General features: G+C 66.6%; 20 protein-coding genes, 1 tRNA gene and 2 pseudogenes. 5 read left to right on the top strand and 18 right to left on the bottom strand.

Going from position 1 to position 26,773, the window contains the following annotated elements; all coding sequences use genetic code 11:
* Positions 1 to 451 (top strand): annotated as a pseudogene (locus tag ACR2JI_RS16500) (DUF1542 domain-containing protein); the annotation flags it as partial.
* A gap of 18 nt (positions 452 to 469) precedes the next feature.
* Here the strand turns inward: ACR2JI_RS16500 and ACR2JI_RS16495 are convergent.
* The 4 genes from ACR2JI_RS16495 to ACR2JI_RS16480 are packed head-to-tail and all read right to left on the bottom strand — an operon-like array spanning position 470 to position 3,583.
* Entirely contained in the window at positions 470 to 1,603 is a 1,134-nt protein-coding gene (locus tag ACR2JI_RS16495; RefSeq protein ID WP_526391897.1) for a serine hydrolase domain-containing protein, read from the bottom strand.
* 38 nt (positions 1,604 to 1,641) lie between these two features.
* Positions 1,642 to 2,448: an Fpg/Nei family DNA glycosylase gene (locus ACR2JI_RS16490; RefSeq protein ID WP_526391895.1), complete on the bottom strand. Its 807-nt coding sequence runs from the start codon at positions 2,446 to 2,448 to the stop codon at positions 1,642 to 1,644.
* A gap of 6 nt (positions 2,449 to 2,454) precedes the next feature.
* Entirely contained in the window at positions 2,455 to 2,934 is a 480-nt protein-coding gene (locus ACR2JI_RS16485; RefSeq protein ID WP_526391893.1) for a ribose-5-phosphate isomerase, read from the bottom strand.
* A 34-nt stretch (positions 2,935 to 2,968) separates the two neighbouring features.
* The gene (locus ACR2JI_RS16480; protein ID WP_526391891.1) at positions 2,969 to 3,583 is read right to left on the bottom strand and encodes a mycothiol-dependent nitroreductase Rv2466c family protein; all 615 of its coding nucleotides are present in this window, start codon (positions 3,581 to 3,583) and stop codon (positions 2,969 to 2,971) included.
* A gap of 23 nt (positions 3,584 to 3,606) precedes the next feature.
* Here ACR2JI_RS16480 and pepN point away from each other — a divergent pair, with 23 nt between their 5' ends.
* Positions 3,607 to 6,177 carry an aminopeptidase N gene (pepN, locus tag ACR2JI_RS16475; RefSeq protein WP_526391889.1) on the top strand — a complete coding sequence of 857 codons (2,571 nt, stop codon included), beginning with the start codon at positions 3,607 to 3,609 and terminating at the stop codon, positions 6,175 to 6,177.
* A 22-nt stretch (positions 6,178 to 6,199) separates the two neighbouring features.
* On the opposite strand, the pseudogene ACR2JI_RS16470 reads toward pepN, so the two are convergent.
* From ACR2JI_RS16470 to ACR2JI_RS16460, 3 genes and pseudogenes are all read right to left on the bottom strand, one after another.
* Positions 6,200 to 6,559, bottom strand: a pseudogene (locus ACR2JI_RS16470) (DUF5130 family protein); the annotation flags it as partial.
* Positions 6,558 to 6,785 carry an aa3-type cytochrome oxidase subunit CtaJ gene (gene ctaJ / locus ACR2JI_RS16465; RefSeq protein ID WP_526391887.1) on the bottom strand — a complete coding sequence of 76 codons (228 nt, stop codon included), beginning with the start codon at positions 6,783 to 6,785 and terminating at the stop codon, positions 6,558 to 6,560. The gene ctaJ and the pseudogene ACR2JI_RS16470, both read right to left, overlap by 2 nt.
* Positions 6,786 to 6,806: 21 nt before the next feature.
* Positions 6,807 to 7,424: an HNH endonuclease signature motif containing protein gene (locus tag ACR2JI_RS16460; RefSeq protein WP_526391884.1), complete on the bottom strand. Its 618-nt coding sequence runs from the start codon at positions 7,422 to 7,424 to the stop codon at positions 6,807 to 6,809.
* Between the two features lie 84 nt (positions 7,425 to 7,508).
* On the opposite strand from ACR2JI_RS16460, the gene ACR2JI_RS16455 reads away from it, so the two are divergent.
* Positions 7,509 to 7,916 carry a globin gene (locus ACR2JI_RS16455; protein WP_526391882.1) on the top strand — a complete coding sequence of 136 codons (408 nt, stop codon included), beginning with the start codon at positions 7,509 to 7,511 and terminating at the stop codon, positions 7,914 to 7,916.
* Here ACR2JI_RS16455 and ACR2JI_RS16450 read toward each other — a convergent pair.
* From ACR2JI_RS16450 to ACR2JI_RS16400, 11 genes are all read right to left on the bottom strand, one after another.
* Complete coding sequence (locus tag ACR2JI_RS16450) at positions 7,913 to 8,581, bottom strand: DUF8010 domain-containing protein (protein WP_526391880.1); 669 nt, start codon at positions 8,579 to 8,581, stop codon at positions 7,913 to 7,915. The two genes, ACR2JI_RS16455 and ACR2JI_RS16450, sit on opposite strands and share 4 nt — an antisense overlap.
* Complete coding sequence (locus ACR2JI_RS16445) at positions 8,578 to 8,991, bottom strand: acyl-CoA thioesterase (protein WP_526391878.1); 414 nt, start codon at positions 8,989 to 8,991, stop codon at positions 8,578 to 8,580. Before ACR2JI_RS16445 ends, ACR2JI_RS16450 begins: the two co-directional genes overlap by 4 nt.
* Positions 8,992 to 8,994: 3 nt before the next feature.
* Positions 8,995 to 13,737: an NAD-glutamate dehydrogenase gene (locus ACR2JI_RS16440; protein ID WP_526391876.1), complete on the bottom strand. Its 4,743-nt coding sequence runs from the start codon at positions 13,735 to 13,737 to the stop codon at positions 8,995 to 8,997.
* A 10-nt stretch (positions 13,738 to 13,747) separates the two neighbouring features.
* A complete protein-coding gene (gene ettA / locus ACR2JI_RS16435; protein WP_526391874.1) occupies positions 13,748 to 15,421 on the bottom strand; it encodes an energy-dependent translational throttle protein EttA in 1,674 nt (557 codons plus the stop codon).
* Between the two features lie 58 nt (positions 15,422 to 15,479).
* Positions 15,480 to 15,926, bottom strand: coding sequence for a single-stranded DNA-binding protein (locus ACR2JI_RS16430; protein ID WP_526391872.1), 447 nt, complete (start codon positions 15,924 to 15,926; stop codon positions 15,480 to 15,482).
* Between the two features lie 136 nt (positions 15,927 to 16,062).
* Positions 16,063 to 18,051 (bottom strand): bifunctional copper resistance protein CopD/cytochrome c oxidase assembly protein, encoded by a 1,989-nt coding sequence (locus ACR2JI_RS16425; RefSeq protein ID WP_526391870.1) that lies wholly within the window; start codon positions 18,049 to 18,051, stop codon positions 16,063 to 16,065.
* Between the two features lie 37 nt (positions 18,052 to 18,088).
* Positions 18,089 to 18,826 carry a DUF4333 domain-containing protein gene (locus ACR2JI_RS16420; RefSeq protein WP_526391868.1) on the bottom strand — a complete coding sequence of 246 codons (738 nt, stop codon included), beginning with the start codon at positions 18,824 to 18,826 and terminating at the stop codon, positions 18,089 to 18,091.
* 29 nt (positions 18,827 to 18,855) lie between these two features.
* Positions 18,856 to 21,183, bottom strand: a complete 2,328-nt coding sequence (locus tag ACR2JI_RS16415) for a glycerol-3-phosphate 1-O-acyltransferase (RefSeq protein ID WP_526391866.1) — start codon at positions 21,181 to 21,183, stop codon at positions 18,856 to 18,858.
* Complete coding sequence (locus ACR2JI_RS16410; RefSeq protein WP_526391864.1) at positions 21,180 to 22,766, bottom strand: HAD-IB family hydrolase/lysophospholipid acyltransferase family protein; 1,587 nt, start codon at positions 22,764 to 22,766, stop codon at positions 21,180 to 21,182. Before ACR2JI_RS16410 ends, ACR2JI_RS16415 begins: the two co-directional genes overlap by 4 nt.
* On the bottom strand, positions 22,763 to 24,247 hold the full coding sequence (locus tag ACR2JI_RS16405; RefSeq protein WP_526391862.1) for a wax ester/triacylglycerol synthase family O-acyltransferase: 1,485 nt from the start codon (positions 24,245 to 24,247) through the stop codon (positions 22,763 to 22,765). The genes ACR2JI_RS16410 and ACR2JI_RS16405 overlap by 4 nt, the downstream gene beginning before the upstream one ends.
* A 103-nt stretch (positions 24,248 to 24,350) precedes the next feature.
* Positions 24,351 to 25,550: an alpha/beta hydrolase gene (locus ACR2JI_RS16400; protein WP_526391860.1), complete on the bottom strand. Its 1,200-nt coding sequence runs from the start codon at positions 25,548 to 25,550 to the stop codon at positions 24,351 to 24,353.
* A gap of 183 nt (positions 25,551 to 25,733) precedes the next feature.
* On the opposite strand from ACR2JI_RS16400, the gene ACR2JI_RS16395 reads away from it, so the two are divergent.
* Positions 25,734 to 25,807, top strand: a tRNA-Arg gene (locus ACR2JI_RS16395).
* Between the two features lie 720 nt (positions 25,808 to 26,527).
* Entirely contained in the window at positions 26,528 to 26,710 is a 183-nt protein-coding gene (locus ACR2JI_RS16390; protein WP_526391858.1) for a hypothetical protein, read from the top strand.
* The last annotated feature ends 63 nt before the right edge of the window (positions 26,711 to 26,773 follow it).

Genomic DNA, 26,773 nt, shown 5'->3' with positions numbered 1-26,773 from the left:
GGCCGGGGCGGTGACCGAGGACCGGCGCATCCAGTTCGAGGGCCGCGAGATCGAGGCCTCCCCCACCCCGACCCAGCGGACCCCGAACTACTACCCGGGTGGCCGGGTGGCGGGCCGACCGGTACCGGCCGGCTGGTACTCCGAGCCGTGGTGGCAGTCGGCACTGCGGACGGGTGCCTGGACGCTGGGCTCGGTGCTGCTGTTCGACGCGATGTTCTCCGGCATGCACGGCATCGGCTACAACGCGTCCGGTTTCGAGAACGGTTACGGATCCGGCTTCGATCAGGGTTATGACGCGGGATACGACGCGGGTATGGATCAGGGCATGGATCCCGGGATGGACGGCGGTGGCGGCGACTTCGGTGGCGGCGACTTCGGTGGCGGGTTCGGCGACTTCGGCGGTGGCGGTGGCGACTTCGGCGGTGGCGACTTCGGCGGGTTCGACTTCTAGCCCGAGCACGTCGATCCGTCAGCCGGTCAGGGTGCCGATCAGGTCGTAGGCCAACAGGTCGGCGGGCGGGGTCGGTTGGTCGGGTGTGCCGATATCGGAGTTCACGAAGACCACCACCGACGTCTTGCGAGCGGGATGATGGGCCGCATAGGAGGTGTAGCCGGGCAGCGCCCCGTTATGACCCCACCAGCCGCGGTCGGTGAAAAAGCCCAGTCCATAAGCCAGTTCCGGGGTGTTGGGCGGAACCGTCGATGTGGCGGAGGCCTCCCGTTCACGCTGCATCTCCTCCGAGATCAGCCCACCACCGGTGCCCAACGCCTCGGTCCACACGCGCATATCGTCAAGGGTGGAGATCATCCCCCCGGCGGTGAAGGTCCAGGACGGGTTCCAGTCGGTGGCGTTGCGGACCGGCCCACCCGGACCGTCGGGTTGCAAGGTGATGCCGTCCAGATGCGGCGCCGGCAGATCCGGCGATGGCCCGGGAAAGGATGTGCCCGACATGCCGAGTGGCTCAAACAATTCCTTCTCGAACACCTCGGCGACCGGCGTGCCGGTGACCTTCTCGATCACCATTCCCAGCAGAGCGGTGTTGGTGTTGGAGTAGTCCATCCGGCTACCGGCCGGAAACAGCGGCGGTTCGGGCTTGGCGAAACCGATCAGGTCCTCGGGGGTGAAGACCGCACCCGCCGGATCGGGTGACCAGCGCTCGAAGAATGTCCGGGTCGCCGAGTAGTTGGCGATACCGCTGGTCATTCTCGCCAGATCGCGCAGTGTCGCGGTTGTTCCGTTGGGCATGCCGGGGACGTATTTCTCGATGGGGTCGCCCAGTGCGAGCCGCTGCTGGTCTGCCAACCGCAGCACGGCCATGACGGTGAACGTCTTCGTCAGGCTGCCGATGCGGGTGTGGTCGTCGCGTCGCGGTGGTCGCTGTGAGTCCGGACCCGAGGTCCCGGTGATCCCGAACCATTCGCCCTCCGGAGTCCACACCCCCACGATGGCACCGGGGTACCCGAGCTTGGCGCGGTTGGCGTCGAGAGTGGATTGCAGGCTGGTACGTAATGGTTCGGCCAGTTGCGCGACGGGCGACCGGGTTCCGGTCGTCGGCACAGCGCACGAACTCAACAGCAGCGCGACAGCGACAACGATGCGCATCACATCTGCACAGTAAACGGACTCGGGTTGCCCTACCACTACCGCTGACAGGCCGGGCACCAGAACAGGTTGCGGCCCTCCATCACCGCGGTCCGGACAGCGCTGCCGCACCACCGGCACGCCTCGCCGGCCCGGCGGTAGACGTAGGTGCGCGGCCGCTTGGGTCCGTAGGCGGGGGCGCCGTGGTCGTCCTCGGGACGCACCACGATGATGCGGCCCCGGCGCACGCCGACTTTCATCAGATCGACCAGATCCGTCCACGCGGCGTCGAACTCCGCTTCGTCGATATCGCATCCCGGCCGGTACGGGTCGATACCGTGCCGGAACAACAGCTCGCTGCGGTAGATGTTGCCCACCCCGGCCAGCACCGACTGATCCATCAGCAGCGCGCCGATTGCCTTGCGCGACTTGGTGATCCGCGCCCACGCCTCGGCGGGGTCGGCGTCGGCGCGCAGCGGATCGGGGCCGAGCCGCGCCAGAATTCCGGCGAACTGCGCCTCGTCTAGCACCGCACAGGCGGTGGGACCACGCAGGTCGGTGCCGTACTCGGCGCCGAGGATGCGCATCCTCACCTGCCCGACCGGTACGGCCATCGGCGCGGGCGCCTCCCGGAAGGTCCCGTACAGGCCGAGGTGCACATGCACGATCGGACCAGCCCCGCCGTTATCGGCCGCGTAGTGGTGGAACAGATGCTTGCCCCAGGCCGAGGCCCGGGTGAATACCCGCCCGTCGACCAGTGCGGCGTCGGCGAAGCGGCCCTGCGGGCTCGACACCCGCACCGGGGCGCCGGCGAACCGGCGCTGGTGCAGCCGGGCCAACCGGTGCAGGGTGTGACCCTCGGGCACCGCCGGTCAGCCCGGGGCGCCTGGCACAGGCGGCGCGACGTGGGTGCGGTCGTACTCGGCGAGGATGTCGATACGACGCTGGTGGCGCGGGGCCTCCGACCAGGGGGTGGACAGGAACGCGTCGACGATCGCGAGCATTTCGTCCTCGGTGTGCATGCGCCCGCCGATGCCGATCAGCTGGGCGTTGTTGTGCTCGCGGGCCAGTTTGGCGGTCTCGACGCTCCACGCCAGGGCGCAGCGGGCACCGGGCACCTTGTTCGCGGCGATCTGCTCGCCGTTGCCCGATCCGCCGAGCACTATCCCCAGACTGCCTGGGTCGGCGACGGTGCGCTCCGCGGCGGCGATACAGAAGGCCGGGTAGTCGTCGTCGGCGTCGTAGTCGAATGCCCCGCAGTCGATCGGCTCGTGACCGGCCTTCGTCAGGTGGGCGATGATGGCTTTCTTGAATTCGAAGCCGGCGTGGTCGCCGCCGAGGTAGACGCGCATGGCGGTCACCTTACCCAGCCCGGGTCACCGATCCCTAGTCGTAGGTGGGAGCCTCGGTACGGGTGCGCTTGAGTTCCCAGAAGTGCGGGTAGGACGCCAGGATCACCGAGGCGTCCCAGAGTTTCCCGGCCTCCTCGCCGCGCGGTATCCGGGACAGCACGGGGCCGAAGAAGGCGACACCGTTGATGTGGATGGTCGGAGTGCCGACGTCGGGGCCGACCGGGTCCATCCCGGCGTGGTGGCTTGTGCGCAGCACGTCGTCACCGGAGCCGTCGGTGGCGGCGGCGGCCAGCCCCGCCGGCAGCCCGGCCTCGGCCAGGGACTCGGCGATGACCTCATCGAGGTTCTTGTTGTCCCGGTTGTGAATCCGGGTGCCCATGGCGGTGTACAGCGGTCCCAACACGTCGGCCCCGTGGGCCTGCTCGGCGGCGATCGCGACCCGGACCGGACCCCAGGCCTTCGTCATCAATTCCTGGTACTGCTCGGGCAGGTCGCGCCCCTCATTGAGCACCGCGAGGCTCATGACGTGGAAGTGCACGTCGATATCGCGCACCTTCTCCACCTCGAGGATCCACCTCGAGGTGATCCAGGCCCAGGGGCACAGCGGGTCGAACCAGAAGTCAGCGCGCTCCCGAGAAGAAGTACTCATGGCTCAAGGATAGGTTGGAGCGCGTGCTTCCGAACCTCACCCGCGCCGATGCCATCGAACGCGCCGCACTGATCACCGTGGACCGCTACCGGATCGAACTCGACCTGACCATCGGCGAGAAGGAATTCCGCTCCACCACCACCGTGACGTTCCAGGCGCTGCCCGGCGCCGACACCCACATCGACCTGGCGGCCGACCGGGTGCACCGGGCCGTGCTCAACGGCCATGCCATCGACGTGTCCGGATACGACGAGTCCACCGGCATTCCGCTGGTCGGTCTGGCTCACGACAACGTCCTGGTGGTGGAGGCCGACTGCCGCTACTCCAACACCGGCGAGGGCCTGCACCGCTTCGTCGATCCGGTGGACGGCCACGTCTACCTGTACTCGCAGTTCGAGACCGCCGACGCCAAGCGGATGTTCACCTGCTTCGATCAGCCCGACCTCAAGGCGACCTTCGACGTCACCGTCACCGCCCCGGCGCACTGGCAGGTGATCTCCAACGGAGCGACCGCTGATGTCGCCGAGCAGGGGGACACGAAAGTGCACACCTTTGCCACCACCGCGCCGATGAGCACCTACCTGGTGGCGCTGATCGCCGGGCCCTACGCGCGCTGGGACGACGTCTACATCGATGAACACGGCGAGATCCCACTCGGCCTGTTCTGCCGGGAATCACTGGCGCCCTACATGGACGCCGAACGGCTGTTCACCGAGACCAAACAGGGCTTCGACTTCTACCACTGCAACTTCGGTGTGCCGTATGCGTTCGGCAAATACGACCAGTTGTTCGTTCCGGAGTTCAACGCCGGCGCGATGGAGAACGCGGGCGCGGTGACCTTCCTCGAGGACTACGTGTTCCGCAGCAAGGTGACCCGCGCCTCCTACGAGCGGCGCGCCGAGACGCTGCTGCACGAGATGGCGCACATGTGGTTCGGCGATCTGGTCACCATGCGGTGGTGGGATGACCTGTGGCTCAACGAGTCCTTCGCCACCTTCGCCTCGGTGCTGTGCCAGGCCGACGCCACCGAGTACGGCGAAGCATGGACGACGTTCGCCAACGTGGAGAAGTCCTGGGCCTACCGCCAGGACCAGTTGCCGTCCACTCACCCGATTGCCGCCGATATCCCCGACCTGCACGCCGTCGAGGTGAACTTCGACGGCATCACCTACGCCAAGGGCGCCAGCGTGCTCAAGCAACTGGTGGCCTACGTCGGACTGGACCATTTCCTGGCCGGCCTGCGGGATTACTTCGCGGCGCACGCGTTCGGCAACGCCACCTTCGACGACCTGCTCGGCGCGCTGGAGAGGGCATCCGGCCGTGATCTGTCGGACTGGGGCCGGCAATGGCTCAAGACAACCGGCCTGAACACCTTGCGCGCCGATTTCGACGTCGACGCCGAGGGCAGATTCACCCGGTTCGCCATCACCCAGGGTGGCGCCGCACCGGGTGCCGGCGAGACCCGCGTGCACCGTCTGGCAGTCGGCATCTACGACGACCAGGAGGACTCCGGCCAGTTGGTCCGGGTGCACCGCGAAGAGTTCGACATCGCCGGTCCGGTCACCGAAGTTGCTGCGCTGCAGGGCGTTCCGCGCGGAAAGCTGATTCTGGTCAATGATGACGATCTGACGTACTGCTCGATGCGACTGGACCCGGAGTCGCTACAGCTGGCCACCGAGCGAATCACCGATATCGCCGAACCGCTCCCCCGCACACTGGTGTGGTCGGCGGCCTGGGAGATGACCCGCGACGCCGAACTCAAAGCCCGCGACTTCGTCGCCCTGGTGTCCCGCGGCGTTGGTGCCGAGACCGAGGTGGGTGTGGCGCAGCGGCTGCTGATGCAGGCGCAGAGCGCACTGAACTACTACGCCGAGCCGCGGTGGGCCGCCGAGCACGGCTGGCCGGCATTCGCCGACCGGCTGCTGGAGTTGGCCCGCGCGGCCGATCCGGGCTCGGATCATCAGCTGGCCTACATCAATGCGCTGTGCACCTCCGTGCTGTCCGCCCACCATCTGGTACTGCTGGCCGATCTGCTCGACGGTGATCCGGCCGAGTGCGGCCTTCCCGGACTCCAGATCGACACCGATCTGCGGTGGCGGATCATCATCGCGCTGGCAGCCGGTGGCCACATCGATGCCGAGGGTCCGGCGACGCCGTTCATCGACGCCGAGGTGACGCGTGATCCGACTGCAGCCGGCAAGCGGCACGCCGCGGCGGCCTCGGCCGCGCGCCCGCAGGCCGATGTCAAACATCGGGCCTGGCGCGAGGTGATCGAGGACGACACGCTGGCCAACAGCACCACCCGCGCGATCGTCACCGGGTTCGCGCAGCCCGGCCAGGGCGCGGTGCTGGCGCCCTACGCCAAGAGCTACTTCGAGGTGATCTCGCAGGTGTGGGAGCGGCGCTCCAGCGAGGTCGCGCAGACCGTCGTGGTGGGTCTGTACCCGTCATGGGAGGTCAGCCGCGAAGGGCTGGAGGCCGCCGACTGGTTCCTCGGCGGCCTGCATGTGCCGCCGGCACTGCGCCGGCTGGTGCTCGAGGGCCGGGCCGGGGTCGAGCGATCGCTGAAGGCCCGGGAGTTCGACGGGCGCTGACGCCGATCCGCGTCCGGGATCGTCAGGGCCGGGAAATCCCCGCCGACATCACCCGCACCGCGCTGACCAGACCGTCGATCAGATTGCCGCGGGCAAACGACGCCGCAGCCGCCGACACACCGAGTGGGGCGACCGACTCCACTCCGCGGCCCCGGACATCAGCTCCGTAGACGACCTCGATACAGCGCTGGTCCGGCGACACCGCGAGCAGAACGGCGTTGTTGGGTGTGGCCACGTCGGCCAGGACGGCGCGGGCGCCGGCCGCGGAGTCCTCACCCAGATCACCGATGTAGACGGCGAAGCGGGACTTGGTCTGACGAGTTGCCTCGGTCAACGCATTGTCGAGGGTCATCAGATCCTTGGCCGGAAACGGATAGTGCTCACCAACGGCCACTGGCTCCACCTCCCGGGTTCAGGACGTCGTCACCGTGGCCGCCGTGGTGGCCGCCGGGAACAACCTCATCGACCGCAGCCCACAGGATCGGCGCATGCGTCCACTTCTGCGGCAGCGCGTACTGCGCGGGGCGGTCGCCTTTCCGGGAGTAGATGAAGTACACCAGGATGACCAAAACGACCACCGGTGTCGCGTGCAGGAGGCCCGAACTCATGAGCCAAACCGTAGCGCAGGGTCAGGCCGCGCCCTCGCCCAGATACCGCACCCAGGCCGGGTCCAGCTCCTTGACATTGCACAACAGCCGCCAGTGCTGGCCCTTCGGCGACGTCGGCACCAGCCGCAGCGTCCAACCGAGCTCGGTCAGCAGTTTGTCTGCCTTGCGGTGGTTGCACCCCGAGCAGGCCGCGACACAGTTCTCCCAGGTGTGCTCACCGCCGCGGCTGCGCGGGACCACATGGTCGACGGTGTCTGCCTTACCTCCGCAGTACGCGCAGCGGAACCGGTCCCGGTGCATCAGCGCCGCCCGGGTCATCGGGATGCGGGCCCGGTAGGGCACCCGCACATAGGTCCGCAGCCGGATCACCGACGGCACCACGATCGCGCGGGAAGCGGAATGCACCACCGGCCCGGTTGGGTCGTCATGCACCACATCGGCCTTGCCACAGAGCAGCATCACCACCGCGCGCCGGATAGGTAGCGCGGTCAGTGGCTCGTAGGTCGAGTTCAGCAGCAGTACCCGCCGACGGCCCCAGACCGACCCGTCCGAGGGCACCGCGGTGTGACTGTCGACGCTGCGCAGGGCAGGAGCGGCTACGAACCCGGCTTTCGCCGTGCTTCGCCTGCGCTGCACCATGCGTCCTCCGCAGACCAGTGCACCATGGATCGGCCCGAACCGCACGCGTATTTCGGTCGTGTTCAAGTCGTGTTCAATGGAGGCGTGGCCGATGGCAATGCTGAGACGCCCCAGACCTTCTATGACGCGGTCGGCGGGGCCGAGACGTTCCGCACCCTGGTGTCGCGCTTCTACGAGCTGGTGAGTGACGACGAGGTGCTGCGGCCGATGTACCCCGAACAGGACCTGACGGGCGCCGAGGACCGGCTGCGGATGTTCCTCGAGCAGTACTGGGGCGGCCCGCGCACCTACTCCGATCAGCGCGGCCATCCGCGGCTGCGGATGCGCCACGCGCCCTATCACGTGGGGCCGCTGGAGCGGGACGCCTGGCTGCGCTGCATGCACACCGCGGTGGCCTCGATCGACGCGAACACCCTCGATGCCGAGCATCGCGCCGAGCTGCTCGGCTATCTGGAGATGGCCGCGCAGCACATGGTCAACTCGCAGTTCTAACCCATCAGCAGGACGGGATCCCCGCGCCGGCGGAACACCGAACCGAACCGGGCATCGATGCGCAGCCAGGCCGGCTGCACGCTGACCCGCACCACTTCGGACTCCGGGGCGGGATCAGGTACGAAGCGCATGGCCTCCAGGGCCAGGACACATCGCATCGGCACCCCGGCCGCGGTCTCCCCCGCCTTGACGGTGAGCACTTCCTGGTCCATCAGCGAGGTCGGCGGCCCGTGCGCGCTGCCGCTCTCGCGGGCCAGTTCCGCACCCTGCCGGGCGAGGTCGGCGAACACCGCTGCCGGGACGTCATCGAGGCGGACGAACCCGGTTTCCGGCGGGAGCCCACCACGCCAGGCCGAGTCCATCGAGTAACCCTGGTCGTAGAAGCCGGTCGCGTCAGCGGCGCGCAACCCGGGACCCAGTCGGTCGGCCGCACAGGTGACGTCGAGTGGGCGCACCCGTCCGGTCACCGCCCTGGCCACGAGCACATCGAATCCGGTCACAGCCCAGGCACCGACCAGGCCGTCGGCCCGGGTGCGCAGCCGGATCACCGCGGCGGCGTCGGTTCGCAGGACACGCTCGGCGAAGACGGCCAGATCATTGCGCTGGGCGGGGTCGGGAATCCAGACACCACGCTCGGGAACACCCGGCCGCGGTCCGTTGGTCATCGCAGCCAACGCTGCAGATACTCCCGGTGGTTTTCGCAGAGTCGGACCAGTCGCTGCTCCCTGATATGCACGGCCGCCAGTTGGGTCTCGGCGATGACCGCCGGTCGGGAGTCCGGGGCAGCGTCGACCGAACGCACCTCGTAGCCGATCGTGAAGTCCACCGCGCGCAACCGCTTCGTCCACATGGTGACCTGCAGCGGCGAATCAACCAGTCGCAGTTGACCTTTGTAGAGCACCTGTACCTCATGGATGAGCAGGCCGATGGTCTCGACGTCATCGGCGAACGGCTCGCGCAGGAAGTCGACCCGGGCCTCTTCCAGGATCGTCACCATCGTGGCGTGATTGATGTGCTGGTACATGTCGATATCGGACCAGCGCACCCGCACGCCGGTGGTGAATCCCGTGCTCACAGGTCAGCCACTCGTCCCCTTGCCGGTCGTTCTGGTCATGCTGCGGATCTGCCGGGCGGCCACCGAGAGGGTGGCCAGATCACGGGCGTCACCTCGGTTGATCTCGGTCAGCGTGCGCCGGGCCCGGCCGATCCGGGAGCTGTTGCTGTGCTCCCACTCCGCGATCTTCTGCTCGCCGGTCTCCTCGGGCTCCCCGACGGCGAGGACGTCGAAGCACAGTGCCCGCAGTGACCCGTAGATGTCATCGCGCACCGCCAGTCGGGCCAGCGCGTGCCAGCGGTCATCACGCGGCAGGTCCGAGACCGCGGTCAACAGGCCGTCGGTGCCGAGGTGGTCCATCAGCGCGAAGTAGGCGTCGGCCACCTCGGCGGGATCGCGGTCGACGATATCGGCGATGTCGATGACGTCGAGCAGGCTGTACCGGTAGAGGCCCGAGGCCACGGTGTAGGCCAGATCCTCGGGCGCCCCGTGACCGGCGAACTCGCCGGCCTCCTTGGCGACGATGGCGCGATCGTCACCGCGAAGCCACTGTGGCATCAGTGGGCTGAGCGCGGCGACCTTGGCAGCGAACCGGTTGATCTCGGCGCCGACAGCCAGCGGCTGCGGCCGGTAATTCAGCAGCCAGCGTGCCGCACGGTCCAGGAGTCGGCGCAGATCCAACGTCATCCGGTCGGTCGTCGCGGCGGGCACTCCGCTGTCGCCGGCCGCGCGGATGTCACGCCAGGTGTGCTCGATCCCGAAGATGACATCGGCGGCCGCGTAGGCACGCACGGCGTCGACGTCTCCCACCCCGGCGTCCTGCGCGGCCCGGTACACGTAGGAGATACCGCCGACGTCGACGACGTTGTTGACCAGCATCGTGGTGATGATCTCGCGGCGCAGTTGATGGCTGCGGACCTGCTCCTCGAAGCGCTGACTGAGCTGCGACGGGAAGTACCGCGGCAGACCGGCGGCGAACACCTCCTGATCGGGCAGGTCGGTGGCCAGCACGTCGTCCTTGAGGGCGAGTTTGACGTGTGCCATCAGCGTGGCCAGTTCCGGTGAGGTCAACCCGATGCCGAGATCGGCGCGCCGGATGATCTCCTTCTCCGACGGCAGCGCCTCCAGCTGGCGGTTGAGGTCGCGGCGTTCCTCGAGATCGCTGATCTGTCGGCCGTGCACGCTGAGCAAAGCCGCTGCATTGGCCCGGCTGGTGCCCATCAGGTCGTTCTGGTCACTGTTGTCGGTCAGCACAAGCCGGGATACGTCGTCGGTCATCGACGCCAGCAGCGCACTTCGCTCGGCGGCGTCGACGTGGCCGGAATTGACCAGCGAGTCGACCAGGATCTTGATGTTGACCTCGTGATCGGAGCAGTCCACGCCCGCGGAGTTGTCCATCGCATCGGTATTGACCCGGCCACCGCACAGATCGAATTCGATGCGACCCAGTGCCGTCACCCCCAGATTGCCGCCCTCACCGATCACCTTGGCGCGCAACTGATTCGCGTTGACCCGCACGGCGTCGTTGGCACGGTCCCCGACCGCGGCGTCGGACTCCGTCTCCGCCTTGATGTAGGTGCCGATACCGCCGTTGAACAACAGGTCCACCGGTGCGCGCAGGATCGCCCGGATCAACTCGGGCGGGGTCATCTCGGTGACCTCGTCGTCGCCCTCCGGATTTTCCAAGCCAAGCGCCGCGCGCATCTCGGCGGTGATCGTGATCGACTTCTGCTGTCTGCTGAACACGCCGCCGCCGGCACTGATCAGGCCGGCCTCGTAGTCTTCCCAACTCGACCGGGGCAGATCGAACAATCGCTGCCGTTCCTGGAAGGAACGGGCGGCGTCGGGATCGGGGTCGATGAAGATGTGCCGGTGGTCGAAAGCGGCCACCAGCCGGATGTGCGGGGACAGCAGCATGCCGTTGCCGAACACGTCACCGCTCATGTCGCCGACCCCGGCGACGGTGAACTCCTGGCTCTGGGTGTCGACGCCCATCTCGCGGAAGTGCCGTTTGACGGCCTCCCAGGCGCCCTTTGCGGTGATACCCATCGCCTTGTGGTCATAACCCACCGAACCGCCCGAGGCGAAGGCGTCACCCAGCCAGAAGCCGTAGGACCCCGCGACCTCATTGGCGATATCGGAGAAGGTGGCGGTGCCCTTGTCGGCGGCGACGACGAGGTAGGCGTCGTCACCGTCGCGGCGCACCACCCGCGGGGGCGGTACCACCGCGCCGGTAGCCCGATCGACGTTGTCGGTGACATCGAGCAGTCCGGCGACGAACAACCGGTAGCACTCGACGCCTTCGGCCCGCAGATCGTCGGCGGGTTGTTTGAGGACGAAACCGCCCTTGGCTCCGACCGGAACGATCACCGCGTTCTTCACGGCCTGCGCCTTCACCAGGCCCAGGATCTCGGTGCGGAAATCCTCCCGGCGGTCCGACCAGCGCAGTCCACCGCGGGCGACCGGACCGAACCGCAGGTGCACACCCTCCACCCGCGGGGAGTAGACGAAGATCTCGAACTTCGGCCGCGGCAGCGGCAGTTCGCTGATCAGCTCCGGATTCACCTTGATCGCCAACACATTCCGGGCCCGTGCCGAACCCGGATCGGTGACGTAGAAGTTGGTGCGCAGGGAGGCCTCCACCATCGAGGCGAACGCGCGCAGCACGCGGTCGGTGTCCAGGCTCGTCAGGGAATCGATGTCAGCGGAGACCGCGCGGGCGGCGGCTTTCGCATCGAGACCCTTGGCGGCCGAATCCGGGTCGAACATCGCCTCGAAGAGCTTGACGAGCGAGCGAGCCGTCGCCGGGTTGTCATTGAGGACCGACTCGATATGGGCCTGGCTGTAGGGGAATCCGGCCTGCCGCAGGTACTTCGCGTAGGCGCGCAGCACGGTGACCTGCTGCCAGGTCAGCCCGGCCCGCAGGACGAGTTCGTTGAACCGGTCGACTTCGACCTTGCCGTGCCAGATGGCGGTGACCGCGTCGGTGAAGCGTGCGGCCATCTGCTGCCACTGGTCACCGTCACCGGCGTCGGGCATCGACTCGTCCGGCCGAATGATGAATTGGTAGATCCACACCTCCAGTCCATCCGGTCGGGTCACGGTGAAGGGCCGCTCTTCGAGGACGAGCACACCCATGCACTGCAGCATCGGAAGTAGGCGGCTCAGCGATGCCGAACGGCCGCCGAGGTACCAGGTGAGGAAGGGGTCCCGGGTCGTGTCGCCGGGCTCGAGTTGCAGGATGACTGAATCCTGCTGCAGCGCTTCGACGATTCCGATATCGGTGATCGCCTCTTCCGGCCGCACGACCTGCTTGAACTCCTCGGGCAGCGCCTCGGTGTAATGCTCAGCGGTGCCCTGATCCAGGGTTCCGACAGCAGCCGACAGCATGTGGTCGGCCCAGGTGCGGGTCGCGTCGGTCAACAACTCCTGGATCCTGAGACGGTTGGCCTCGCCGGCGTCAATCGACCGTCCGTTCGGCGCCTCCGGCAGCCGCACGGTGAAATAGACTCTGGCCCATGGCGATTCAGTCACCCGGGCGGTGTAGTCGATACTGACTCCGCCGAACTCACGGACCAGAATGTCCTGGATGGCCAGCCGCACCGCGGTGGTGTAACGATCGCGCGGCAGGTACACCAGGCAGGATACGAAGTGCCCCAGCCGGTCGGCGCGTAGGAACAGCAGAGCGCCCCGCCGGGAGCCGAGGTCGATCACGGAGTTGGCCATCTCGATCAGCCGATCGGCATTCAGCGCGAACAGTTCCTGCCGCGGAATCGCCTGGATGATGTCGAGCACGAGTTGGTCGGGGTGGCTCGGATCATCATGGGACATCGCCAACGCGTCGCGGACCCGTCCCGCGATCATCGGGATCTCCAGCACATTGGCGCTCATCGCCGCACCGGTGAACAGACCGACGAATCGGTGTTCGACTCCGGGTCGCTCACGCACCACGACGATGTAGGGGTAGGCGCCGTAGCGCAGAAAACTCGGCATGGTGGCCTGGGCGAGTACCAGCAACTCGTCCGGCGTGGTCAACTCCGGAAGCAACTCGGTACGCAACCGGGCCACCCCCAGCCGGCTGGACTCATCGAGGGTGGCCGTTCCGTCGGCGATCTCACAGCGCAGCGAACCGAGCAGCACGAAGTTGCCGTCAGCAAGCCAGCGGAGCAGATCAGCGGCGTCGGACCGGTCAGGACCGGGGAACCGCGAGCCGTCGTCGGCGTCCATGGCGTCGGCCAGTTCACCGAGGGCGGTCCCGAGCGCGGCCGAGTCCTCGGCGACCTGGCGCGCGTCAGAGAGCACCATCGGCAGCAGCCGTTCGGCTTCGGCAAGGGCCCGGCGATCCGCGTTGGGCAGCAGCTGCACGTGGATCCAGGACTCTTCGAGGGCGTCCGGGCCCTCGCCCATTTCCAGCAGTTGGCCGTCTGAGTCCCGGCGTACCGGAAACACCGGGGCCATCAGCGCGGTGTACGGGATGCCGAGCCGGTGCAGCAGCACCGCAACCGAGTCCAGCAGCCGGGTGGCCTCGCCGGTGACCGCCTGCAACGCGGTGCCGAATCCCCCAGGATGGTCGGAGCCGTAGACGGCCACCGTGGTCTCCCCCGGTTGGCGGCGCCGGGCCAACTGGTGATGGGCATTGATCACCGCCGGGGTCACCGCGTCCGGGTCCGGACGCCGGTCCCCCTCGCGCGGCCCGTGGTCGGTGGCCCGGTAGGCGGCGGCCATCGCCGTCAGGTCAAGGCCGGTGGCTGTCCGATCAACCGTCATTCCGGCGACATTAGTCGCGTGTAAGCCTGCGGTGGGTCACTCTGTGCGGACGTGCCGCATCGGCTCCCAGTCGCTCGATCTTGTTCTCCTCGTAGGCGCCGAAGTTACCTTCGAACCAGAACCACTTGGCCTCGTTGGTATCGCCTTCCCAGGCCAGGATGTGGGTGCAGGTACGGTCCAGGAACCAGCGGTCGTGGGAGATCACCACCGCGCAGCCCGGGAAGTTCTCCAGGGCGTTCTCCAGGGAGCCCAGTGTTTCGACGTCGAGGTCGTTGGTGGGCTCGTCGAGCAGCAGCAGGTTGCCGCCCTGCTTGAGGGTCAGGGCCAGGTTGAGCCGGTTGCGCTCGCCACCGGAGAGCACGCCGGCCGGCTTCTGCTGATCGGGACCTTTGAACCCGAACGCTGAGACGTATGCCCGGGAGGGAATCTCGTTCTGCCCGACTTCGATGTAGTCGAGCTTGTCGGAGACCACCTCCCAGACGGTCTTCTTCGGGTCGATTCCGGCACGGCTCTGATCGACATAGCTCAGCTTGACCGTCTCACCGACGCGCACGGTGCCGCTGTCCGGCTGCTCCAGCCCGACGATGGTCTTGAACAGCGTGGTCTTGCCGACGCCATTGGGCCCGATCACGCCGACGATGCCGTTACGGGGCAGTGTGAAGGACAGATCCTTGATGAGCATCCGGCCGTCGAAACCCTTGTCGAGGTGATCGACCTCGACCACGATGCCGCCAAGACGGGGGCCGACCGGGATCTGAATCTCCTCGAAGTCGAGCTTGCGGGTCTTCTCGGCCTCGGTCGCCATCTCCTCGTAGCGCGCCAGGCGGGCCTTGTTCTTGGCCTGACGGGCCTTGGCGCCGGAACGCACCCAGGCCAGTTCCTCCTTCAGCCGCCGCTGCAGCTTCTGGTCCTTCTTGCCGGCGACCTCGAGGCGATCGGCCTTCTTCTCCAGATAGGTCGAGTAGTTGCCCTCATACGGGTAGGCCCGGCCGCGGTCGAGTTCGAGGATCCACTCGGCGACGTTGTCCAGGAAGTACCGGTCGTGGGTGACGGCCAGGATGGCGCCCTTGTAGTCGGCGAGATGTTGTTCGAGCCACTGCACACTCTCGGCGTCGAGGTGGTTGGTCGGCTCGTCGAGCAGCAGCAGGTCCGGCTTACTCAACAGCAGTTTGCACAGCGCCACCCGGCGGCGCTCGCCACCGGAGAGGTGGGTGACCGGTTCGTCGGGCGGCGGGCAGCGCAGGGCGTCCATCGCCTGCTCGAGCTGGGAGTCCATATCCCACGCGTCGGCGTGATCGAGCTCCTCCTGAAGCCGGCCCATCTCCTCCATGAGCTCGTCGGTGTAGTCGGTGGCCATCAGCTCTGCGACCTCGTTGAACCGGTCCAGCTTGACCTTGATCTCGCCAAGGCCCTCTTCGACGTTCTGCCGAACGGTCTTGGTCTCGTCGAGCTCCGGTTCCTGCATCAGGATGCCCACGGTGGCACCCGGCGACAGGAAGGCGTCGCCGTTGTTGGCCTGGTCCAGACCGGCCATGATGCGCAGCACGCTCGATTTGCCGGCGCCGTTGGGTCCGACGACACCGATCTTGGCTCCGGGCAGGAAACTCAACGTGACATCGTCGAGGATGACCTTGTCGCCGTGGGCCTTGCGGACTTTGCGCATGGTGTAAATGAATTCCGCCACGGCGACCATCCTAGGTGGCGGCCACACCGGGTCGTACCGGTGTGACCACCACCCGGCTTCAGGCCGTCAGCACCAGGCCGTCCGACCCTGCCTCATCGGATTCCCCGTCCGGATCCGCAGCGGCCTCACCTTCCTCAGAGGCCGCCGGCCGGGGCGGTTGCTCGATCCGGACCACCACCCGCGCCAGGTCGGGGCCGACCGTGTTGGCGCGCATTTCCAGTGAGGACCGCTTGATCCCGTCTTTGTCCTCGTACTCACTGGTGTGCACGATGCCGGTCACGATGACCGGAGCGCCCTTGTAGAGGGCCGCGCCCACGCCGGTGATCAGCCTCCCCCAGCAGTTGACGGTGATGTAGAGCGAGTTGCCGGGCTCCCAGCTGCCGTCGCCGGTACGGCGCCGCGAATTGCTGGCCACCCGGAAGCTGATCACCTCCTGATCGCCCACCACCCGGCGGCGCAGATCGGTGACGATGCGGCCGACAACGGTCATCGGTGTCTCGAACATGGCATGTGTCCTCTCGTTGGTAATTCAGTGCGGGTTCGCCCCTCAAGTGGGCCCGCAGGCACCGACGCGCACAGGACGCAGACACCGCCGCGCGGCCGCGACTGTGGATGAATCCGGGAGTGGGGATGAAGCGGTGTCAGCGGCGGCCGCGGCGGGACAGCTCGGCCAGCATCGCGTTGTAGGCGGCCAGGTCGGCGTCATCGTCGCGTTCGGCGGCCCGGTCCATGCGCACCGCATCGCGCCGGTCGCTGCGCTGCCATTGGACCAGCAGTGCCAGCAACACCACCACCAATGGCAGCTCGCCGGCCGCCCAGGCGATCGAACCCCCGAGCTGTTGATCCCCGAGAAGATCTGTCTGCCAGGGCAATTGAAGTGAGCGGTAGAAGCGCTCACCCAGCAGTTCCGTCGAACCCATCAGAATCACACCGAAGAATGCGTGCAGCGGCACCGATGCGAAGACCATCGCGATCTTGCCCAGCGGTCCGATGTTGCGTGGGGCGGGGTCGACGCCGATCACGATCCAGTAGAACAGGTAGCCGCTCATCAGGAAGTGCAGGTTCATCAGGATGTGGGAACCGTGGTGACTGACCGCTGAATCGAAGATGCCACCGAAGTACAGCGCGTAGAAGCCCGAGACGAACACCACCGTCGCGACCACCGGGTGAGTGAAGAACCGCGACCAACGGCTGTGCAATCCGGCCAGCAGCCACTCCCGCGGGCCCGGCGGGTTGCCCCTGCCTGCCACCGGCAGCGCCCGCAGTGCCAGCGTGGTGGGAGCACCCAGTACCAGCAGGATCGGGATGAGCATCGACAGCAGCATGTGTCCGGTCATATGCATGCTGAACGTGGCCATCATGTAGCGGCCGAGACCCGAGGACGTGGTGAACAGCAGCACCGCGCAGCCGAGCAACCACGCCGTCGTCCGTCCCGGCGGCCAGGCGTCGCCGCGGCGTCGCAGCCGGATGACCCCGGCCAGATAGACCGCGGCGAAAACGATTGCGGCCGTGCCGAAGATCAGATCGAAGCGCCAGTCCAGCAGTATCCGGGCGATGGTCGGCGGTCCGGCGAAGTCGTAACCGATGGCGACCTCGGCCGGCGACGGATTGCCCGCAAGTCCAACCGGTGGCGGGGTGCGCCCGAGGCCGACCGCCACCCCGAAGGTCGTACCGAACACCATGGCCTCGACCAGGGCAAGCCGGATCAGCGGCCGGCGGGCCCGGGGGTCGGCCTCCAAGGCGATGACCGCAGTCCGTCGCTGCCGCCAGCCGATCGCCCCCAGTGCGATCAGCGCGCAGGCTTTGGCCACCACCAGCCATCCGTAGGACGTGCTGAACAAGTCGGCCGGACGGAGTCGGAGCAGCGCGTTGATCGCGCCGGACAACGCCATCGCGACGAAACACCACAGCGCCACCCCCGAGAAGCGACGGGCGGCGATATCGGCGTGCTCCCCGCCGCGCAGGGCGTGTGCCAGCAACACCAGCAGTCCGCCGGCCCACAGCGCCCCGGCCACCAGATGGATCAGCAGGCTGTTGGTTGCCAGGTCATGGGACCCTCCGACCGAGGAGTGCCCGGTCAGGCCGATCGGTACCAGGGTGAGCAGGGCCAGCGCGAACAACACCGGGGTTGGTGACCACCGCAGCACCGACACCGAGGCCACCGTCACCACCAGTGCGAGTCCGGCGGTCCACCGCCAGGCGTTGGCGGTGTCCACCAACCCGACCACCCGCCAGAGTTCCACCGGGTTGAGGTGTTCCAGCAGCGGATGTCCGGACACATCGGAGATCGTCAGCGGCACCAGTAGCGCGGCGCAGACCGCCCACAGCCCACTGGCCACGGTGCCGATCCGCAGCGCGCGGTAGCCGGCGGCGTCGAGAACACCGCTGTCCTGCGGCGGGACGAAGAACGCCGCGAACAGGAACCCGCCGATCGCCGTAACACCGGCGATCTCCCCGGCGGCCCGCACAAAGGGCAGACCGAGGGTGGTCGCCGGGCCGGGGTTCGGCAGTCCGGTGGCGGTCAGCGCATCGGTCAGCGATAGTGCGCCGATACCCGCGGCCACCAGACCGGCCAGGAGCGCAGTCGCGGTCAGCACCGGCCATACCGCGGAGCGGCGAACTGACGTCACCGTCCCAGCCTATGGAACCTGCTGCGATGCCTGCCGGCTAGGGCGCGTCTTTGTAGTCGAGGTCGAAGCTGTTCTCGTCGAACGTTGTGACCGTCACGACGTAGCCCTTCTTCTGACTGCCGGTGACCGCAACACACTCGACATCGGCACCGGTCTGCGCCTCCACGCCATCGACACATTCCACCGTCTCCGCGGGGGTGCCGTCAGCGTTGAGCTTCTGCATCAGCACTTCCTGGACCTTTTCCTTGGGCCACAACCGCTTGATGGAGAGATCTATTTCAAGGTTGCTGACGTTGTCGACCTGGAGCACGCGCTGGGCGACAACGCCATTGAGGGTGGTCTCGCACTGCGCTGTTGCACCGATCTTGCCCTCCAGCCCGGTCGCACAGGTAGCCGCACTGCCGGCCACCATGCCCGAAACAACAGTTGCCAGTTGGTCTTTGGTGTACTCCGGCATGATCTCGTACGTCAGATCGGACCCCTTGGCATCTGTCACGGTCACCACCGCGTCGATGCTGTTGGTGTCATTGAGGGCCACCACACAGGTAGCGGTCTTACCGACCGCGGCACCCAATTCTTCCTTGCAGGTCACCGATTTCGGCGGGCTTGGGGTTGCGGCGAACTGGTCGGTCAGTTTCTTCTGCAGGTCTGCGGCGCTCATCGGCTGGGCACCCTTGTTCTCGGCTTTGGTCGAACAGCCGGACAGGCCGGCGGTGAGCAGACTCGCCAGCACGAGTGCGGCGGCGCCGGTGGCAATCCTTGTTGTGGTGGTCATGGAGCCGACGATAACAGCGGAAGGGCCGGTCACGGACGCAGTTGCGCTTCGCGAACGTAGAACTGTTCCGCTGCGAGTCCATGGACGCGGTCCATGTCGCCGATGATGCCGCGGAGTTCGTTCAGGAAGTCCCGGCGGCGTTCACGAAGATCCGTCGACGGCTCGAGCAGTTTCTGATCGGCCGCCACCTGGCGGGCGGTTGCGAACAGCAGTGCCGATACGGACTCGGTGTTACGGATCCGACCCTGGGCCGCATACTGGCCGCCGACACCGAGGGCCTGTTTAGTCAGATCCTTGTCGCTGACATCGGTCGGCCCATCGCAGAGCACGTCCGCGACGATCTCGTACGCCTCGAAGAACGGCCGCAGCATCGCATCGGCCATCAGTGGGCGCTTGGCTCGCAGCAGACCGTCGACAGCCTCCGGGCCGCCGTCCAGTCGGGACTCCCAGTCGTGGTTCCACTCCAATTCCTCTGTGATGTTCTCCCGGAACGTTGCGGAATCGGCGAAGTAGAAGTCGAACTTCAGTAGCGAACGCAACCGCATCGCCTGAGCCCAGAAGGAGTCCACCCGCTCGCCCTTGGGTGCCCTGGCCGCATGTACCAGCGCCAGTTCAACGATCGCGGTTTCCAGGAACGCGTGAATGAGCGAGTTGCGGTAGAACGCCGCCTCCAGCTCCTGCTCGGGAGCGATCCGCCATACCGGTTCGTGGCCACCGTCGACGCGGGTGACCGGATGGCCGCTCGACATTGCGTCCAGGGCCGCCCGCACACCGTCCGACGAGTGGAGACGCAAGGCGCTGTTGGTCATTGGCGTCTTCTTACGCTCCAGATAATCGAGCGAATCCTGCAGCGTGTGGTGCAACTGCCGCAGCGTCAGAGCACGCCCGCGGGTGGCCAGCAGGACCGCCGACACCAGGCTGGAAGCGTTGATGGGCGTCGCCCGCTGGATCCGCCAGGACACCTCGATGGCCATCCGCTGCATGGCCAGGCGTTTGGCCGCCTCATCCTCGGCGATCGGGCCACCCGGCTCACCGAGGTACTGGCGCATCGACACCGCTTCGGGGAAGCGAACATAGATCTTGCCGTAGTTACGCTCACCCTGGGCCTTGATGAAGTTGAACAGCCATTCAGCACCCTCGGGAATCTTCTCGCCACCGCGCGCATACGCCGCGTACTCGGCGGTCTCATGCAACTGGTCGAAGCTGATCGACGTGGGCTGCAGCAGGATGTCCTCGCTGCGACCGTCCAGATAGGCGTCGGCGACATAGGACAGCAGACCGAGCTTGGGCGGCAACATCTTTCCGGTTCGCGACCGGGTGCCCTCGATGGACCAGCTCAGGTTGAATCGCTTCTCGACGATGTATCCGACGAACTGACGCAGCACGTACTTGTACAGCGGATCATCGAGCTTGCGGCGCAGGAAGATGACACCCGACCGGCGCATCAGCGGGCCCATGAATCCGAAGGACAGGTTGATGCCGGCGAAGGTGTGCGCCGGTGGCAACTTGTTCTCCTGCAACGCCACCGGAACGATCACGCCATCGAGGTAGGACCGATGCGACCACAGGAACACCGCCGGGTGGTCTTCCAATCCGCGCCGCATCGCCTCTATCTGGGCGGGGTCATAGTCGATCCGCGGATCGAAGCCCCTGCTGAAGATGGCCCGGCCCAGGTTCGGGATCAGGTCGACCGAAAACCTGCTCCACCCGGTGGCGAGCTCGTCGAGCATGGTCTGGGCCTGTTCGGTGGTGGCTCCCGGGATACCCTCCATCCCCTTCATGAAGCGCGAGGAGGACATCAACTCGTCGGTGATCAGCCGAGGCGACTTGTACGCCGGCCCGAGCAGACGCAACTCGATTCGTTCGATCGCAAGTTCGGCACGCCGCAGCACGAACTTGGCGAAATCCGCCGGGGTCTCCCCCACGGTGTTCTCCCGCCACTGCTCGCGCAACTCGGACACTGTCGCCGGCTCACCGGCGATGATGCGGGCCCGCGACGGATCCTTCTTCAGAATGGCGCGCTGCAGGAACTCCGGCGGCCGGTAGGTCTCCCGCCCGGAGATCAGTCCGGCGAGCTTCACCCGGGTGGGCAGCCCGCCCGGCACCCAGAACACCCGCACCGGCACCACCGTGCGGTCTTCGCCGGCGTCGAGTTCACCGACGAGTCTGCTGACCAGATCCGGTGAGGCATCACCGTGCGGTAGCCGCAGCACCTCCACTTTGGTGTCGGGGTGAGCGCGGCGCTGCGCCTGCAGCCAATCGTTGAGCAGACCGAATTCGGCCGCCGACGAGACCGATGCGAGCACGAGAGCGTCGTCAGTGGTACTGAAATCGGTCTGATAGTCGGCGGCTTTCATCGGCGCCCCTTCACTTTCGGCTGCGGAGTCGACGGCTCGGCTTTCTTGGCTGTCGTTTTCTTTGCAGCGGCCTTCTTTGCAGCGGCCTTCTTGGCCGGAGCCTTCTTGGCGGCACGCTTGTAGAGATCAGCGTCGGGAACCTTGCCGACCGGCCAATTCTTCAGCGTGTCCACAAACAGCTGACGTACCTCCGCGATCCGATCGGAAAGGTCATCGAGTGTCCAGTCATCGAGCGAAATCGGCGGGTAGACAACGACATCGACGGTGCCCGGGTGCAGGGTCTGGGAATCGCGCGCGGAGATCATTTCGGCATTGCGGATGACGACGGGCACGATCGGAACGCCGGCCGACATGGCGAGCCGGAACGGGCCCTTCTTGAACGGACCCACCGACCGGGTGTCCAGTCGGGTGCCCTCGGGCGCGATCATCACCGATAGACCCTTACGGGCCAGTTCCTCGGCTTCCTTGAGCGACTCGACCGCCTTCTTGGGATCTTCGCGGTCGATGAAGATGGTGTCGGTCAGCTTGCCCATCGCCCCCACGATCGGGTCGCGTTCCAATTCCTTCTTGCCTACTCCGGTCCAGTTGTCCTTCAGCAGCGAGGCGACAATGATCGGGTCGAAGTTGTTGCGGTGGTTGAAGATGAACACCGCCGGACGTTTCTTGGTGAGGTTCTCCTCGCCGATCACGTTGAGGTTCACGCCGTTGATAGCCAGCAGCGCCCGAGGAAAGGCAGCGGTGAAGAAGTTGACGCCGCGTCGCCGGCTGCCGGTCAGCAGGCCCCAACCGACGGCACCGTAGGCGGCCGGGACCACCGACCCCACGCCCAACAGATTGCGCACCTGCCCGAGCAGTCCGCCCCTGCCGCGGCTGTTGAACTCCAGGATCGGCCAGCCGCGCTTGTTGGCAACCTCGCGCATCTTGTCGCCGGGATTGGTGGGACGCGGATTTCCGACCAGATACATCAGTGCGACGTCCTCGTCACCGTCGGCGTAGAAGTAGCTGTCCTGCAGGTCGATTCCGTTCTCGTTGGCGAACTCCTGCACCGCGTTGGCCTTGCCCGGTCCCCACAGGATCGGCCGGACCACCTTGCCGGTCAGCACGCCGTTCTCGTCGACCTCGAACCTGTTGGTCAGGGTGTTGGGGATACCGAGGAACCTCGCCACCGGATCCACCTGAATGGTCAGTGCCGATGAGCTGAGCACTACCGTATGACCGCGATCCAGATGCGCCTGCACCAATTCGCGCATCTCCGGATAGATCCGCTTCTCGATCTTCTCGGCGAAGAGTCGTTCACCGATCTGCTGCAGATCCGACAGCGACCGTCCGCGCAGCATTTCGGCGGCCCTGTTGATCAGGTCCGCGAACTCCATCGCACCGAGCTGATGGGTCAGGCCGGCCGCGATCATGGCGATGAGCTCGCCGATACCCATGTCGCCCTTGCGGAGTCGCTCGCGGGTGAGGATGACGGCGGTGAATCCGGCTACCAGCGTGCCGTCCAGATCGAAGAAGGCTCCGATCTTCGGGCCGCGGGGACTCGCCATCACCTCCGCCACCGAGCCGGGCAGTCGCATATCGCTCATGGGTAGGCCACCGATCCGTTCATAGTCTGGGCGGTTTCATCAGGAATGTCCGGGGATGACACCGAAACCACCCGCGGCTGCGGGTCCCCTGCGAGCGCGAGCACCTCATCGAAACCCTGTCGCAGGCACTGCACGAACAATTCCGGATGCGCGATGGCGGCGCGGTCGTAGCGGACGGTGACGGTGGCGAAGCCACCGCGGGATACCAGGACGACCATCATCCCCACACCGGGCAGCGGTCCGATCCCGAACTGGCGCAGCACTTTCGCACCCGCGATGAAAGTGTCACCGGGATAGAACGGGACGTTGCTGGCCTGCACGTCGGAAGCGATCACCGAACCGCTCATCGCCTCGATCACAGCGTCGGGTAGCAGGGTGAGCAAAGGCGCGACCGCGCCGACGATGTCGATCGCCGCCTCCTCCCTGCGGGCGATCATCTGCTTGCGGATCTTCTGGATGCGCACCACCGGATCGGCGACGCCGATCGGCGCGGCGAGGTTCACCCCGGCGAATCGGTTGCCGCCGGCCGGATCGGCATCAGCGCGCAGGTTGACCGGAACCGCCATCGGCAACGTGGCGACCGGTACGCCCAGCGCCTCGTGATAGAGCCGCAGCGCGCCGCACAGTCCGGCGAGATAGGCGTCGTTGATGGAGCCTTCCGCAGCATGCGCGGCCCGGTGCAGATCACCGAGTTTCATCTCGATGGCTTCAGTTCGCGTGGACAGACTGCGGCGGCGAAGCAGCGGTGACGGTTCGGCGGCGCGGCGCGTCACCCGTTGCCCGGAGCGGAGGTAATCGACGACGCCGAAGACCGCCGAGGCAGGATTTCGCACAGCGCGGCCCAGCATCCCGACACCGCCCGCCACCGCTTCGACGACACCACCGACGATCGCACCGGGCAGATGACCGATGCCCTCACGCATGATGTCGTTCGGGGTGATGTCCTCCGGTACCGGAATGGGCGCCGGGGACCGCGGCTTCGCGTTGCGTTCGAGGTCATAGATCTCGGCGAACATGGCGGTCGCGCCGACGCCGTCGGTGACCGCGTGGCTCAGGTGCAGCAGCGTCGCGGCCTTGCCACCCTCGAGTCCCTCGACGAGCGTCGCCGTCCACAGCGGCCGGGAGATGTCGAGTGGGGACTGCAGGTTCACCTCGGCGTAGTCGAGCACATCGCGCAACCGGCCGGGTTTGGGCACCCGGACCCGGCGGACATGGAAGTCGAGGTTGAAATCCGGGTCGACCACCCAGCGGGCCGGGGCGGTGGGCAGCGTCGGCATGACGACCTTCTGCCGCAGGCGCAGGACCCGGCGGGAGGCGTTCTCGAAGCGGGCCCGGTACTGCTCCCAGTCCGGGGTGGTGTCGAGGATCTCCAGCGCCATGATTCCGGACCGGGTCCGCGGATTGGCCTCCCCACGATGCATCAGCAGGTCGAAGGCGCCCAGTTCAGACGGCAGGCCCGACGCGTCCACCGGACCGCTCATCGAAACCGCCTCACCTGGGTACACGCCTTCCTGTGCCGGCCTTGGGACTGCCACCACGCTAGTCCGAGAGTGCCGGTGAGGGAGTCGAATGTGGCAGTGGGGGTCAGCTGGCCGACCGGCCGGCACGCCTGCGCCGGCGGGCGCCGGCGAGGTGACGGCCGTAGGTGATGCCCAGGAAGGCCGCGACGGACTCGGCGGTCAGTTGGCAGCGCATGGTGGCGATGGTGTCGAAGCCGTGGTGGGCGTTGGGCAGTTCGGCATAGGCGACGGTTCCGGCGCCGGCATTCCGGAGGGCGGTATTGAACGCGCGGGCCTGGCTGAGCGGGACGATATCGTCGCTGCGGCCGTGCAGGATGAAGAACGGCGGGGCGTCCCGGTGCACCCGGAACAACGGCGAAGCGCCCTCGAAGAGTTCGCGGTTGTCGGCCATTCGCGCCCGCATCACCAGCTTTTCCAGCAGGGGCAACGTGAGGTGATGCATGCCGCGATGGTCGGTCAGGTCATAGACGCCGTAGTACGGGACGGCAGCCTGCACGCTGGTATCGGCGTCTTCGAAGCCGGGCTGCAGACTCTCGTCGCCGGCGGTCAGTGCTGCCAGCGAGCCCAGGTGGCCGCCGGCCGAACCACCGGTGATGGCGATGAAGTCCGGATCGCCGCCGTAGTCGGCGATATTGGCCCGCACCCAGGCGATTGCGCGTTTGACGTCGACGATGTGGGACGGCCAGGCATTGCGCGGACTGCGGCTGTAGTTGATGGAGACACAGATCCAGCCGAGATCGACCATCCTGCTCATCAGGGGGTAGGCCTGGCCGCGCTTGTCGTTGACCGCCCAGGCGCCGCCGGGCACCTGGATGAGGACCGGCGCGCGGTGACCCTCGGGCAGGTCGGGCCGGCGCCACACGTCGAGCAGATGGTTACGGCCACCCGGGCCGTAGCTGATATTCGTGGTGGCGGTTTCGCGCCGGCGCAGCATCGCCGACAGCACGCCCGAAACATGCGGGCGACGGGCGGTGTAGGGCTCCAGCGGCTGCTGCACGAGGTCCTGATAGGACTCGCCGAAGGTTTCGGTGAGCGACGCGGCGAGAACGGTGTCGGCGCGCTGCGCCGCCAACTTGGCGGCCTTGGGCACCAGCGGCGACGGAATCGCGGACAGCGCGTGTCCGGTGAGGACGTGCGGGGCGAACTCAGCCGACAGCCAGCCAAGCCACCATCCGGCCAACGCGGGAGTGCCACGCACGATCATGGAGCCGGTCTGCACGGTGCGGACACACGCGCCGACTACATCGTCGATCGCACTGCTCATAGCCGTCGGCTCCCTCGACTCGCGTCAAAGAACCGGGCCAATGCCCGGCCCGGGTCACATTAGTGAACAGGTGTCCAGACGCGCGTCATTTAACGGTTAACGAATCCGGCTTCCGGGTCGTTTCAGCAGGCCAGGCGTTGGAAATCGGTCAGTGCGACACGTCGTAGACTGACCGGGCGCACTGCCTCCGTAGCTCAGTTGGATAGAGCAAGGGCCTTCTAATCCCTAGGTCGCAGGTTCGATTCCTGCCGGGGGCGCTGGTCAGAGGGTGTTGTCAACAATTTGCGTGCTTCTGTCAGGACCGCGATCAACTGCTCCAGTTCCGCGGCATTGAGCTCACTCGTGGCGTCATCGGCGCCGTACACCGACACCCTGCGCACCGACTCACCGTCGGCGGCCTGCTGTCCGCAGATGTCGACACGGATCGAACCGACGCTCCAGGTTTCGCCGTCGAATTCGCGAAACCACGCCCCGGTGCTGTCCTGCTCCCATCCACTGACAAAGGTTGCGCCGTGCGGCTGCGGAACATCCCCGATCACAACAAGTTCCGCCAGATTCGACTGCGCGTACTCCCGGGCGACGGAGATCAGCAGCGACTCCCTATGCCCGTGCCGGCGCTCGAGTTTCTCCAGATAGACGATCTGCTTGTCAGTGAGTTCCGGGACGAGGTCGCGCCACCGAGAGGCTTGGTCGTAGTTGCTCATTTCTCCCCTCCTCCCGACCCTCTGATGGAAAAGCAACAGGCGACCCACTCTGGAAGCGGGCCGCCTGCGCAGGTTGGCCGGGCGAATCTCCCGGCTGGCTCTGACTAACTCGCAAGGAACAGGTGACCCCCGACATTCCTCATGCCTCGATAGTCGGTGAATCGGCCGACGCGTCATATAGACCGTCGGAGCGAATGAGGAACTAGATCCCCCGACCGGACCTAACATTCTGATCTGGATTGACGGGGTATTCACCGCAGGAGGGGGTAGTTGATGCATTCGGAATCACAGTGGCGATACCGCGCCTACCGGAAGGGCCTTCGGCTGGTGAAGTACAACCAGTCCTCACCTGCGTACGCAAAATGGGGACCGTACGCGCTGGTGGACCAGTCCACCAACAAACTCACCGCGGTGAACCTGGATGCCCAAGCGGTCGAACAGGCGCTCTTCGCCTAGCCTGACTTCTCGTGAGCGAACTGGTTCTCTATGACGTCCGTGACCGCGTCGCGCTGATCACGG

This window comes from Mycobacterium sp. (assembly GCF_051006775.1).
Lineage (GTDB): Bacteria > Actinomycetota > Actinomycetes > Mycobacteriales > Mycobacteriaceae > Mycobacterium.
This window is presented reverse-complemented; position numbering and strand designations above follow the sequence as displayed.